A 12843-nucleotide genomic window follows, 5' to 3' on the forward strand; every position below is an offset into this window, starting at 1 on the left:
CCTAAAGCCTAAAACCTATCCCCTAAAGCACTCTAATAATACTGGGAATACTGGCGATCGAGTCTAACTTGCGAATTTCGGCTAATGCCGATTCAAAATCGCCTTCAGAGACATCGTGGGTGACGACGACGATTTCGGCGCGATCTGCTTGGAAGCCAGTTTGGACGATCGATTCAATACTGACATGATGCGATCCAAAACAAGTTCCTAACTTACCGATGACACCAGGTACATCCATACACAAGAATCTGACATAAAAACTGCTCCGCAAACTCGCTAGCGGAGCTAGATCGATGTAGCCATCGTGACTACAGCTCAACAGTGGATGGAGTGCCGTACTGGGCGAATTTACCACATCTTCGCGACTGGGTTTAGATTGGATGACACCGACGATCGCCAGCAGATCGGAAACTACCGCTGAGGCTGTCGCACCAGCCCCCGCACCGGGGCCGAATAACATCACTTGTCCCAAGGGGTCGCCTTCGATTAAAATCGCGTTGTACACGCCATTGACTGTCGCTAGGGGGCGATCTTTGGGCACGAAAGTCGGGTGGACTCGCACCGATACCGTGCCATCTTCTACCCGTTCGGCGATCGCCAGTAATTTAATGACAAAATTGAGCTTATCGGCATAGGCGATATCTGTCGCGCTAATTTTCCTAATCCCCTCACAAGACACCTCATCGCGCTTAATTCTGCCCCCAAAGGCGAGAGATGCCAAAATTGCGATTTTATCCCCCGCATCCAAACCATCCACGTCAGCGGTCGGATCTGCCTCCGCGTAGCCGAGATTTTGAGCATCGGCAAGGATATCAGCAAATTCGCCACCTTCGACGGTCATGCGGGTGAGAATATAATTAGTGGTACCGTTAATAATCCCCGTTACGCGTTGAATTCGGTTGACACCCAGGGACTGTTTTAAGGGTTGAATGACGGGAATCCCCCCGCCGACAGCCGCTTCTAGCATGACATAGACACCAGCTCGATTGGCTGCGGTAAAAATTTCGTCGCCAAATTTGGCAATGACGGCTTTATTAGCGGTGACGACGTGTTTGCCATGTTCGATCGCTTTGAGAATCAGGCTGCGGGCGGGTTCGATGCCACCTAATACTTCGACGATAATCTCAATTTCAGGATCTGTGACGATCGAGTCGAGATCTGTCGTCACTAATGCTGATGGTAATTCGACATCGCGCGATTTGTCGATCGATCTGACTCCGACTCGCCCAATTTCCAGAGTTTGGAGGAGGTGATGTCTGCCGACTGGATCTTGTAAAATTTGAACTGTACCCGTACCCACAGTACCCAGTCCGAGGATGCCTATTTTAACCACAACTTTATTTTTTAGATTCACGCTCCAGTTTCGATCTTAAACTAGTTCGCACGGCTCTTTCACATTAGATCGCCGATACCGGATGATTTGCCCCGATCGCTCTCCGATCGACAACAAAGCCTTAGCATCATTTATGATAGAAGTTGCCAGCAGATACCTTAAAATAATCGCTGAGATGTTGAGCTTGAGATCGATCTATTTCTCGTTCTCCACTGAAAATAGATCTAGCCAACTCCTTAGAGATATTCAGTAATCCCATCAGATCGGTTGGCTTCATCTCTCTTGCTTCCATCATGTGTTGTAAGAATTTGTACGGTGCAGTTTGTGTCGATTCTGTCAGCGGGTAGTGTTCTGATTCATAATCTTCAATTAGTTTTACCAGCAACATAAATAATGCAGATTCTTCTGGTGTCCGGCTTTGCCGCTTAGACAGCAATTTTTCGGTAACTGCTAAAAATCGATCGTATTCAATTTCAGTTTCAATTACTTTAGGTACGAGTTGTACCTCGTTTAACAGATCGATATAATTACTGCGATTAATAGTAATAGTCATTTTTCCAATCGTTTTTATTGTATTCTGCGTGAGTTAACAAATACTTGAAGTAGACAACCTGCTTTTCATAGTCAATGCTGAGAATTAATCGGTATTTATTGCCCTTTACATTAATAACCGTGAAGTTGCTAACAGCTTCAGCAGAAGGATAAACCTGTTGGAGATCTGATAAGTGCTTCCAGCTAGAGTCTTGGATGTTTTTACAGATAATCTGGATATTTTCTGCTAGATCGGGATAGTGAGATGCCGCTATTTTAAGATTTCTAGCAGAGATAAGATGCATATAAGTAGCGCAAAATAAATGCAGTAGCTTAATTATGTTTCAAGTTACCAAACTTGGGAGGGAAATAGATACTCTATTATAATTTTAATCAACTGCGGCGAAGTTTGACGATAAAAAATCCATCCATTTCTAGGCGATGCGGCCAAACTTTAATCCAGCCAGCATCGCTAGCTAAGTCAGCTAGTGGCGAATCGGTGGGTGGTGGTTCGATTTGCCAGTCGGGATGAGTTTTTAAAAACGGTAAAATTACATCTTCATTTTCGATCGCACATACGGTACAAGTAGCGTATACCAGCACGCCACCCGGTTTTACCCAAGTGGCAGTATTCGCCAGTAATTTGGCTTGTAATTGTGCTAAATCCTGAATTTGGGCGGGTGTTTTTTGCCATCTGGCATCAGCACGACGGTGGAGGGTACCCAATCCCGAACAGGGTGCATCTAATAATACCCGATCGGCAGTATTAATTAATTCGCTCAAACCACAACTATCGCCAGTTAAAACCTCCACGCGATCGAGTTGTAATCTGACTAAATTTTGCTGCATTTTCTTCAGTCGCGAAGCTGTTTTATCGATCGCTAAAACTCGTCCGGTATTACCCATTAATTCGGCAATATGTGTTGTCTTGCCGCCGGGTGCCGCACAAGCATCTATAATTACTTCATTTGGCTGCGGATCGAGAATTTGGGTGACAAGTTGGGCACTACTATCTTGAATCGTCCACCACCCTTCCTGATAGCCAGGGAGTTGACTAATCGCTCCGACATTTTCGACAAATCTCAATCCTTGGGATAGGTATGGAATCGGGATCGACTCGATATTAGCAGTGTGGAAGATCTCGATTAATTTATCGCGTTGCTGTTGCAGTTTTACTAATTGTGGTGTTGTCGATGGTAGATCTACCTCAATTTTGAGACTATTTACCCGCACATCAATTTTCGGCGATCGATTGAAAGCTTGGCATAATAGTTCGGTTTCCTCTAGACCCAGTTCGGCGACCCATTGCTCGATTAACCAGTCAGGAAAGCTGTATAAAGTACCTAGCCTTGCGATTTGGTCTTCTGGTAAATTCAGTACCTCTGCGCCCTCATTTTGCAAGCGAATATATTGACGTAAAATTCCATTTGCTACGCCAGCTAAACCAGCGAGATCGTTAGCTTTAGCTAAGTCTACAGTAGTATTAACAGCCGCAGAATCGGGGATGCGATCGAGGTATCGCAGTTGATACAATCCCAAGCGTAATAATTGGCGTAAGTTCGGCGGTTGACGATGTGCGGGTTGACTGGCTAATCGATCGATTATCGCATCTAAAGTCCGTTTGCGTCGGACGATGCCATTGACTAATTCGGTAAATAAATTGCGATCGATTGCCGATAATTCAAACTTACCCAACAATCGATCGGTAACAATATCTACAAAGCTACCAGTCTCGATATCTTTGAGTGCAAATAATACTAGTTGACGAGGATTCATAGAGATGGGAGTTGGGAGTTGGGAGTTGGGAGATAGGGGACGGGGGACGAGGGGACAAAGGAGACTAGGAGACTAGGGGACTGAGTAATTTTGGATTAGAAATACATAACAAACGTCCTCCATTCCTTACTTCTTACTTCTTACTTCTTACTTCTTACTCCTTACTCCTTACTCCTTACTCCCATCTCCCACCTCCCACCTCCCATCTAAAATTGAGGCGTAATCCCATCCCAATTAAAATCATTGAGTCTAAAACCGATCGAACCGATGCCGAGAGTTGGATTGTATCGGACTACAAAATTATAAGTACGACGGCTGTATTCTACATAGTAATCGGTACTAATTTGTTGACCGGAATCTAGATTGAGCGAGGATTGAATTCCCAATCGAAATGGGCCGCTAATTTGTTGATTTATCCCGGCGGATAGGATCCGATTATCGACGACGCGATCGAATAGAAATGGTGATTCTTTGCCCCGAAATTGTTGGAAGTAGTTAATATTAAATCCGGTATAATCAAATGTTTGCTTGGAGAAGTTACCAAACTGTCCTTGAATGCCAACATTATAGCCGAGTAGGGGTTGACTATCACCATTACTATATCCAGTAAATGTGCTGCGAATCCCGGTGTTAAGTTGAATATATGGGACGACAGGAACGGGACTATAATTATAGGTTTCTTTCTCGGTTGGCGGTAAACCTTTACCTTCCCAAAGTCGAAAACTTTTAGTAATATTTGCCGAGGCTTGATAGCGGTTGAGCGTAACGAGATCGAGCGACTTATTAGCAGCAATTAAATCCCGTCGGTCGGTATTAGCCGTAATAATTTGCGCGCCGACTTGATAATCAAAATTGACACCAGTATTGCCGATCGGAATCACCGATGAGGTTAATACGCCGCCGATACTCGACTGCACATCTTGAAAACCCAGCGAACCATTAAAAATTCGATCGCGATATACAGCTTCGCCTGTGAGCGAATGAGGAATGCTGGCTAAATTAAGATTTTGTTTGACGGTGGCTTTACCACGGAAGTTATTACCGAGTTCATTGAAACGCAACCCGGCGATCGATGCCGAGGCAAGAACGGTGGTATCGGGGCTGAGATTTCCTTCTACATTTGTTTTGATACCAAATACCGAACCATCAAAAAAGTTTAACCCGGTAACTGCTTTTTGAACGAAATATTGAGGAGTAATTGTGACTTTAAATCTCGGATCGAATACAGGATAAAAGCTATTTTCAACATATACACCGCCACGTTCTTGAGCATCAAAGCCAATATTAAACGGATTGGGACTTTTACCTAACTTATTAATTAATAACCGATTTTGAGGAATCGGGATATCGAAGTTATTTTCGACTGTAATGCGGGGATTAGTAGTAACGATTTCATCTTCTTCACTATTAATCGTTTTAAACTGCGCTCTGTCGGCTTTAACTTGCAATTCTGGCGGTGAAAACGGATCGTTAGTAATTCTGACTTTTTCCGCCGTCACCTGCGCGCCCAAAAAGTCTACCTTGTCCGCCTGAAACCGCAAACGGCTAATTTTACCGCTGGGTTTGAGCGTCGGTTGATAGTCGATGTTGCGCTCGTCGCCGACAACTATGCCCGTCGAGCTGGTACTCTGAATATTGGTAACTGGTTGGTCGTTCCGCAATCGATCGCTCAATAGCGGCTCTACAACTGGCAGATCGCCTGCGGGGACGGAAGTACGCGCTTTTTGAACTAAATTGAGATCGCTAACCAATGTCGGTTGAAAAATATCTCCACGCGCTTCCAGGATACTCCCGCGATCTCCTTCAAAGTTATACTCAAACTGCTTCCCATATAAAATCTGCTTGCCCCGAATTAGTGAAACATTACCTTCGGCGACGGCGATTTTGGTTTTGAGATTGACACGCAATCGATCGGCTTGCAGTATGGCTTTATTGAATCGTACCACTACCTTGCCATTGGCTGTAATTATCTGGGTATTATTATTAAATTCTTGCTGCTCGGCATTGAGTTCGATCGTGCCGTTGGGTGCGTTAATATTCGTCGTGGGCGGTGCTTGCGGATCGGTTTGGACTATATTGTATGTCAAGGGTGCCGATCGACGGTCTGAGGCGATATTTACCGGACTGGGGATGGGTTCAGCGTGCGCGTACGCCGGACGTAGAGAAATGTCGATCGAGTAGTAGACCAATATTAATAATAAATACCGAGCGACTTTACAGGTTCGCCAAGCTACCTGCCGATCTGACTTTTTCCCCACGCTGTGATTCTTCATCTTTAACAATCGATCTGAACTATATTATTCAGACAGATCGCGGTTGTTTGGGTTCCGGGAAGGGTCGTTAGAAAGGAAGCCAAAGATAAATATAAGTAAAAATATTGCAACTACAACATTTACTACGATTTTTAGAGTGAGCATCGATCCGGTATCTCCGTAAGTTTACGTTACTCCTTATCATAGCTGAAGACCAGCATGTTGAGATAGAGGGGAGGTGGGAGATGGGAGAACGGAGATGGGAGAGTAAGGAGTAAGGAGTAAGGAGTATTTTGGATTAAAAATACATCCATCCTCCCCGTTCCCCCGTCTCCCATCTCCCATCTCCTATCTCCTATCTCCCATCTCTCTACTGCTTGTTAGGGCTGAGTAGGCGGGGATTAGTTAGAATCGAAGTGTTAAAAGGACTGGGTATATCGGCAGTGCGAATCGGATCGCTAGTGCGTTGACGAATCCCATCTTGATAAATTCTATTTACCGAACGAGCATCGCCGACAGCTTCTAAATCGGGATAGCTCAAACCGAGTAATAGAGTTGCTTGACGATCGATGCCAGTATTACGATAGAGATCGCCCGATTGCGCGAACATCGCACGGCTGATTTCATCGGAAATGGTATCTGCTTGTGCTTGGGGTGCCAAACAGCCAGCCGCAGCCACCGTTAATGCCAGACAACAGATCGTTTTTAATTTCATCATGGATTTGACCTCTATATCACTTACTTACGTTATTCAACTGGTGGACGATTGAATCAGGAAGATTCGATCTTTTTATTGCTACGGCGGCTAACTGCTATCCACAGCCACCACCGAGCGAAATCGAGATATTCGATCGGGACTGGGATAAGATTTAATATCCAAGCATCTAAATATCTAAATTATGTACTCACCTGTTGGCAATATTCCCTATCCGACGATCGATCTAACTATTTTGCGCCAACATTTGCTAGATTTACTTTGTCGGTTGGCTTATAAGGAAGGCGATTTTACCCTCTCTTCAGGTCAAAAAAGTACTTATTACATCAACGGTAAACAGGTTACACTTCACCCAGAGGGAGCTGTAGCCACTGCGCGGATTTTACTTGCCATGCTACCTGAAGATACCGATGCCGTCGCAGGATTGACTCTGGGCGCAGATCCGATCGTGTCTTCGGTGAGTGTGGTGTCTGTCTATGAAGGTAAATCTATTCCGGCTTTAATCATTCGCAAAGAAGCTAAAGGACACGGTACCCAAGCCTATATCGAAGGTGCTACGCTCAAACCGGGCGCGAAGGTTGTGGTACTAGAAGATGTGGTAACTACCGGACAATCGGCAATTAAGGCGGTCGAAAGACTCCGAGCGGCGGGTTATACTGTCGATCGAGTGTTGACATTGGTCGATCGCGAACAAGGTGGAGCTGAATTTTACGCTGCTCAAGGATTACACTTTGAGACGGTATTTACTATTAAAGATTTACAAGCTAGGTATCGGGAATTAGGGCTTTAGGTTTTAGGCTTTAGGTTTTAGCCAGTAGGGTGGGCAATGCCCACCAACTAGGTTTCAGGTATTTTAGTCCAGCTTGAATCAATCGATCGAACTTCTCAATAACACTTGTGGCAGAATTAATTGAATTTGAGACAGAGCGACTGAAATTACGCCAATGGAGCGAATCAGATCGAGAACATTTTGCGCGACTTAATGCCGATCCGCGCGTGATGGAATTTTATCCTAATCTACTCGATCGAACCGTTAGCGATGCAATGGTCGATCGACTTGAGACATTTGCGGTTAAATTTATGCTAGCGACGATGATGATTTCGATTAACTTACCACCAGCCTGAATTGGTGGCGCGATCGCGATCGCCTTGACTGCTGTAATACTTTTAGTCGCATGAATAGTCTAATTTGTTACACTTAACTACAGTGGTTCGCCGGGAGATCGGGGCGATCGGCTTATTTACTTGTAACGGCACTATAATGCCAGTTCTAAACAATAAAAATGACGATCGTTTAGGCGATCGAATAAGTATCGGTATCATAGCTGACTCAGTATGAAAGTCAGCAATTTGGCGGGTTTTAAGTAATCTCAATTGTGCTGTAAACCGCAGAGCGACCGCAGAGCGTACCGATCGCTCGATCGGGGATGAGAGATCTCAGTGTATGCTTTTTGTATTTAAATTGTATATTGTAGTTAATAGATGATTCTCCTCAACTAGAGTGTATAACTTATGGCAGACAGCGATAGCTCGGTGGTTTTCGACAAAACTAGTATTCTCGGTCTACTCAACGGCAAACTGAGTGGCAACTCTTACGGTCAGACTAACTTAGTGGCCAACAAAGCAGAATACAATCCTTTGATTCTGGAGCCTACGTTCACTCATGGTTGGGGTCTTTCCTACCGTCCGGCAGGTTCCGGCGGGCATTTTTGGGTCATAGGCAATGGTTCGGGCATTTCCTACGAGTATGTCGGCGATGTCAATGGTACTCCCTTGCATCAAGATCTTTTAGAAGAAGTCACAATACCCCCTGGCCCCGATGGTGCCCAAGGAAGTCCCACCGGAAGTGTATTTAACCCATCGAGTAATTTTGTCATTACTCAAGACTATCCAACTGGCGCGATTACCGCACCGACAAAGTTTTTCTTTGGTTCAATTAACGGGATAATTTCCGCTTGGACAGAGCGAAAACTGCCAGATGGCACATTTGAGTGGCCCAGTGCCGCCATTCCAGTCATCGACGGTAATGCCGAAGCTAAAGGCGAATACAATAGCATCTACTTTGGCGTTGCCGTCGATAAAGCTGGCAACCATCTCTATGCCGCTGACGTGAGTGACAATCACCGCATTCAAGTCTTTGATGGCAACTTCAAGGACATCTCAGCCACCAGCGGATTCGTCAACCCCTTTGTCGGTGAGGAGGGTCTCCAAATAGGCGGCTTCGCACCATTGAATGTCCAAACCTTGACCAACAAGGACGGCAAAGAATCAGTGTTTGTCACCTATGCCACAACGCGAGAAGCTCCGCCACCTTCATCAGTGTTTTTTGCTGCACCACCACTACCGGGTTCTCCGCTACCAGCTAGTAAAATTGCCGAATTTGATACTGATGGTAATCTCCTCCAGATCTGGGACGATGGTGGTTTGCTCCAGGCAGCTTATGGAGTGACTTACGCACCAGACAATTTTGGCGGATTATCCGATACGCTACTAGTCGGAAATTTTAATAGTGGTACTATTGTCGCATTCGATCCTAACACTCACACAGCGATCGATTATGTCCGCGATGATGCAGGTCAACCACTTGTTGCGGACGGGATCTGGGGAATGCTGTTTGGTAATGGTGCAAGCTTGGGCGATACCGATTCGCTCTACTATTCCGCAGGGCCTAAGAATGCAACCGATGGCGTGTTTGGCCGCATCCGTTGGGATGGTTCACTACCGCTATTGCCCGCAGATGCACAGATTACTGATTTTACACAGCTCGCTGACAAGTTGCTGGCACAAGATCCCTCAATCCTCGATGGAAATGGCGACCATGTTTGCATATTAGGAGATGGCAACAATATTGCTGATGGCGATAAGGGAGTAAATCTTTTCTCTCTCGGCAATGGTGACAACACCATGTATGGCAAGAACGGGATCGGTATTTTTATGGCTGGCGATGGTAACAACATTGCCTATGGTGGTGCAGATCGCGATCTATTCATTCTCGGTAATGGGAATAATTACATCGATACTGGTAACGGGATGAATATCGTCATGACTGGTAAGGGTAACAATACTATTTATGGTGGCTCCGATCGAGATTACATCTACACAGGTGCTGGAGATGACATCATCTATGGCGGTGATGGCAATGAGGTCATCAGTGCGGGAACTGGCAATGATACTGTCTATTTAGGCGATGGAGCCAATCAACTGATCTTAGACAAAGGCGATGGCGCAGCAACAGTGTGGAATTTTAACGCTGACGATTCGATTAGTCTTGGTACCAGTGTGAAGAAAACCGACTCGATTACTACCCAATTGTCTGGATGTGATACCCAAGTTTTTGCAGGTGGCGATTTACTCGCAACTCTGCTAAATACTCAAGGTAATATTCAGTTCGTCTAGGATTTTACCAATGCAAAAATAGGCGTTTACTCTCTACTTGGGTAAACGCCTACTTGCATCGATCGACTAGCCCTTTATTGAATCTTTAATGACTCATCCCAGTCAAATTATTCCAGCCGATCGATCGCCAGATCGAGCATGGGATTATGGAAATTGGTATAAACTCAGCCTAGTCAGGGATTGGGACTCGCGATCGGTAAAAGCAACGGCTCGAATTGTAACTGCATTCCCGATTACTCATTGGAAGTTCTCGTCTTTTGAATCATCGCTTGGATTGTTTCAGTTTCGCCAATTTCGTAAAGACTAATCAAACTATCCTCAATGGTAAAGATTTGATGAACTGTTGTATCTACAAGCAAATTGCCTTGCAAATCTCTGACAATTTGATGAACGGTAACGACATTTCGATTGTTTTCATCCGTCTCGAACTTTAAGATTTCAAGCTGCACTTGAATATCCTTAAATTGATTAGTCCAGTATTCGCGCACCGCGTTGCGCCCATAAACAAAACCGCCTGCCACCCCGTTCGCCCATTTCACGTCCGGGTGCATCACATCAACGATCGTTTCAATCTCGCGTTTGTTAAAAGCATCGTATAAATTTTGCAAAAACTGTCGCTCTGAACTCATAATTATTCACCATCAAATCCGCATATTATTAAAACAATAAAGCAGCCCAACTATTTATCGGCTGTAACCTCGCGATCGAGTATTCATCGATCGCTCAGGGTAATTACGGGATAATTATACACCCTTGTCTAAGACGATTTCAGGTAACAGTGACAATCTGGTTTTTCTAATAGAGATGCAATCAAAGCATTCGCCGCCACTGCTGCTAACAATCCACCGCCCATTGTGCCTTGAATAGTAATATAAGGTACGTCAGCAGCCATCAGTCGCCGTTTAGCAGCGGGAGCATGACTAAATCCGATCGGCATTCCAATTACTAGAGCTGGTTTAAGCTGTCCCCGATCGAGCGCATTACAAACTGCCATCAGCACCGAAGGCGCATAGCCGATTATCAGAATCGAACGATCTGGAATTTGCTCAAGGCGATTTAGCCACTCTTTATCCTGCCAGAATGCTTGCTCCGCTTCTACTACACCTGTGATGTGAGGATCGTCGATAAGAGTCTCAACTTGACAGGTTAAATGAGCTAAACGAGTTCGATCGAGTGTAGCAGTCACAGCAGGTACATCACCCACAATCTTGCATCCATTTTTGAGAGCCTCACGCGCTGCGGCGATCGCATCTCCACTCAAGCGGACAAAATTAACCAAGCTCACATCACCACAAGCTAGCACTAGTTGAGAGAGCAAGTCTACTTCAATCTCCGATCGACCAGAAAGATCTGGTAATAGGTGTTGTAGCGATTCCTTGAAGGCTTCGGGGTGAAAACCCTTCGCTCCATCTAGGTGATGCCAAAGTCCTTCGAGTTCCCCCAGTCGATCTTGACTTTCCACTTCCAGGAGTTTCAACTGAGCGATCGCGGAGGCTTGGACGATCTGACAATCCCCATCCCGCCCTAATATTCCCTCTAACGCCGATGCTGTATGCCGTAGCCGCGCTAATTGTTGAATCACCAACTGGTATTGCTGCTGTAACTGAGCCATCAGGCTGGGACTGAGATCGATACCCGAATCGCTGGTGAGTAGCTGTTGGATGTGGGACAACTGAAACCCTTGCTGTTTGAGGGCAACAATCCGCTGTAGCTGTTGAATATTCTGGGGGGTATAAAGTCGATAATTGCCATCCGATCGCTGGGCTGGTGGCAATAAGCCTAAAGTGTGATAGTGGCGCACCATTCTGGGCGTGACATCGCCGCCAACTGCATCTGTGAGTTCTTTGATTGTTAAATATTGAGCGTCCATATTTTACAAATCTAGATTTGTACCTTGACATTAACATTGATGTCAAGGTGTAGGGTAAGAGAGTCATCTATTTTTGTTGACTATTACCATGTCTTCCCCTTTACTTTCTACCTCCCGTTGGCAAACACTATTGAAAGAACACCCCGATGCGATCGCGGCTGGAGCTTGTGCCCTGCTGGTATTACTCGGTTGGTTCACTCTCAATAGCGGGTGGCTGGGGTTAAGCTTGTTCATCCTAACCGCTGCTTATGTCATTGGGGGATATGAAAACACCCGTGAAGGACTAACTACCCTCTGGCGGGAACGAGAACTCGATGTAGACCTACTGATGATTGTGGCAGCATTGGGAGCTGCGCTCTTGGGGCTGTGGCGTAAAGAGTATTATTTTATCGTTGATGGGGCGATGTTAATTCTGATTTTTGCCATCAGTGGAGTGCTGGAGGGCTACGCGATGAGTCGCACCGAGCGGAGTATTCAGGGATTGATGAGTCTGACGAGCGATACCGCCCGCAAGCTCGTGGATGGGCAAGAGCAAATGGTAGCTGTGGCTGAGTTGCAGATTGGCGATCGCGTTCTCGTGAAGCCAGGAGAATTGGTACCGACGGATGGGATTGTCACGGAGGGGTTTAGCGCACTTAACCAGGCTCCGATTACGGGTGAATCGATGCCCGTTGAAAAAACAGTCGGTGATGAGGTGTTTGCCGGAACGATTAATGGTACTGGCGCGTTGAAACTTCAGATTCACCAACCACCAGAGAGTAGTCTGATTCAGCGGGTGATTCGCTTAGTAGAACAGGCTCAGACTGAAATACCGCCGTCTCAGCAATTTATCGAACGGTTCGAGCGCGGCTATGCCAAAGCGATTGTGCTGATGGGCATTTTGCTAGGTACTCTACCACCATTTCTACTCGGTTGGACTTGGGAAAATACGGTGTATCGCGCTCTGATTTTTTTGGTAGTGGCTTCGCCC

General features: G+C 45.7%; 12 protein-coding genes and 1 pseudogene. 4 read left to right on the forward strand and 9 right to left on the reverse strand.

The window, feature by feature from the left end; all coding sequences use genetic code 11:
* Positions 1 to 22: 22 nt before the first annotated feature.
* The 7 genes from Q0R35_RS07925 to Q0R35_RS07955 all read right to left on the reverse strand — a co-directional run bounded on the left by Q0R35_RS07925 (position 23) and on the right by Q0R35_RS07955 (position 6610).
* The gene (locus Q0R35_RS07925) at positions 23 to 1354 is read right to left on the reverse strand and encodes a homoserine dehydrogenase (RefSeq protein WP_295615764.1); all 1332 of its coding nucleotides are present in this window, start codon (positions 1352 to 1354) and stop codon (positions 23 to 25) included.
* A 106-nt stretch (positions 1355 to 1460) separates the two neighbouring features.
* Positions 1461 to 1886: a transcriptional regulator gene (locus Q0R35_RS07930; RefSeq protein WP_295615768.1), complete on the reverse strand. Its 426-nt coding sequence runs from the start codon at positions 1884 to 1886 to the stop codon at positions 1461 to 1463.
* The gene (locus tag Q0R35_RS07935) at positions 1870 to 2169 is read right to left on the reverse strand and encodes a type II toxin-antitoxin system HigB family toxin (RefSeq protein ID WP_295615771.1); all 300 of its coding nucleotides are present in this window, start codon (positions 2167 to 2169) and stop codon (positions 1870 to 1872) included. The genes Q0R35_RS07930 and Q0R35_RS07935 overlap by 17 nt, the downstream gene beginning before the upstream one ends.
* Positions 2170 to 2257: 88 nt before the next feature.
* Entirely contained in the window at positions 2258 to 3640 is a 1383-nt protein-coding gene (locus Q0R35_RS07940; protein ID WP_295615774.1) for a 16S rRNA (cytosine(967)-C(5))-methyltransferase, read from the reverse strand.
* Between the two features lie 206 nt (positions 3641 to 3846).
* Positions 3847 to 5913 (reverse strand): DUF3769 domain-containing protein, encoded by a 2067-nt coding sequence (locus tag Q0R35_RS07945; RefSeq protein ID WP_295615777.1) that lies wholly within the window; start codon positions 5911 to 5913, stop codon positions 3847 to 3849.
* 24 nt (positions 5914 to 5937) lie between these two features.
* Entirely contained in the window at positions 5938 to 6057 is a 120-nt protein-coding gene (locus Q0R35_RS07950) for a photosystem II reaction center protein I (protein WP_295615780.1), read from the reverse strand.
* A gap of 205 nt (positions 6058 to 6262) precedes the next feature.
* Positions 6263 to 6610, reverse strand: coding sequence for a hypothetical protein (locus Q0R35_RS07955; RefSeq protein ID WP_295615783.1), 348 nt, complete (start codon positions 6608 to 6610; stop codon positions 6263 to 6265).
* Between the two features lie 181 nt (positions 6611 to 6791).
* On the opposite strand from Q0R35_RS07955, the gene pyrE reads away from it, so the two are divergent.
* The 3 genes and pseudogenes from pyrE (at position 6792) to Q0R35_RS07970 (ending at position 10003) form a co-directional block, all read left to right on the forward strand.
* Entirely contained in the window at positions 6792 to 7397 is a 606-nt protein-coding gene (pyrE, locus tag Q0R35_RS07960; RefSeq protein ID WP_295615786.1) for an orotate phosphoribosyltransferase, read from the forward strand.
* A gap of 107 nt (positions 7398 to 7504) precedes the next feature.
* A pseudogene (locus Q0R35_RS07965) lies at positions 7505 to 7669 on the forward strand (GNAT family N-acetyltransferase); the annotation flags it as partial.
* 450 nt (positions 7670 to 8119) lie between these two features.
* On the forward strand, positions 8120 to 10003 hold the full coding sequence (locus Q0R35_RS07970) for a TIGR03118 family protein (RefSeq protein ID WP_295615792.1): 1884 nt from the start codon (positions 8120 to 8122) through the stop codon (positions 10001 to 10003).
* 233 nt (positions 10004 to 10236) lie between these two features.
* On the opposite strand, the gene Q0R35_RS07975 is transcribed toward Q0R35_RS07970, so the two are convergent.
* Together Q0R35_RS07975 and Q0R35_RS07980 are read right to left on the reverse strand one after the other, a co-directional pair.
* On the reverse strand, positions 10237 to 10632 hold the full coding sequence (locus Q0R35_RS07975) for a nuclear transport factor 2 family protein (RefSeq protein WP_295615795.1): 396 nt from the start codon (positions 10630 to 10632) through the stop codon (positions 10237 to 10239).
* Positions 10633 to 10760: 128 nt separating this feature from the next.
* A complete protein-coding gene (locus Q0R35_RS07980) occupies positions 10761 to 11873 on the reverse strand; it encodes a precorrin-8X methylmutase (protein WP_295615798.1) in 1113 nt (370 codons plus the stop codon).
* Positions 11874 to 11961: 88 nt separating this feature from the next.
* On the opposite strand from Q0R35_RS07980, the gene Q0R35_RS07985 reads away from it, so the two are divergent.
* A partial coding sequence (locus tag Q0R35_RS07985) for an HAD-IC family P-type ATPase (protein ID WP_295615801.1) occupies positions 11962 to 12843 on the forward strand: 882 nt, incomplete at its 3' end.

This window comes from Chamaesiphon sp. GL140_3_metabinner_50, from assembly GCF_025361915.1.
GTDB lineage: Bacteria > Cyanobacteriota > Cyanobacteriia > Cyanobacteriales > Chamaesiphonaceae > Chamaesiphon.

Bases quoted from the DNA above. Each gene is read 5' to 3' on its own strand.
- Q0R35_RS07930 (WP_295615768.1), bottom strand. From the start codon at position 1,886: ATGACTATTACTATTAATCGCAGTAATTATATCGATCTGTTAAACGAG.
- Q0R35_RS07980 (WP_295615798.1), bottom strand. From the start codon at position 11,873: ATGGACGCTCAATATTTAACAATCAAAGAACTCACAGATGCAGTTGGC.
- Q0R35_RS07945 (WP_295615777.1), bottom strand. From the start codon at position 5,913: ATGAAGAATCACAGCGTGGGGAAAAAGTCAGATCGGCAGGTAGCTTGG.
- Q0R35_RS07970 (WP_295615792.1), top strand. From the start codon at position 8,120: ATGGCAGACAGCGATAGCTCGGTGGTTTTCGACAAAACTAGTATTCTC.
- Q0R35_RS07955 (WP_295615783.1), bottom strand. From the start codon at position 6,610: ATGATGAAATTAAAAACGATCTGTTGTCTGGCATTAACGGTGGCTGCG.
- Q0R35_RS07935 (WP_295615771.1), bottom strand. From the start codon at position 2,169: ATGCATCTTATCTCTGCTAGAAATCTTAAAATAGCGGCATCTCACTAT.
- Q0R35_RS07975 (WP_295615795.1), bottom strand. From the start codon at position 10,632: ATGAGTTCAGAGCGACAGTTTTTGCAAAATTTATACGATGCTTTTAAC.
- Q0R35_RS07940 (WP_295615774.1), bottom strand. From the start codon at position 3,640: ATGAATCCTCGTCAACTAGTATTATTTGCACTCAAAGATATCGAGACT.
- pyrE (WP_295615786.1), top strand. From the start codon at position 6,792: ATGTACTCACCTGTTGGCAATATTCCCTATCCGACGATCGATCTAACT.
- Q0R35_RS07950 (WP_295615780.1), bottom strand. From the start codon at position 6,057: ATGCTCACTCTAAAAATCGTAGTAAATGTTGTAGTTGCAATATTTTTA.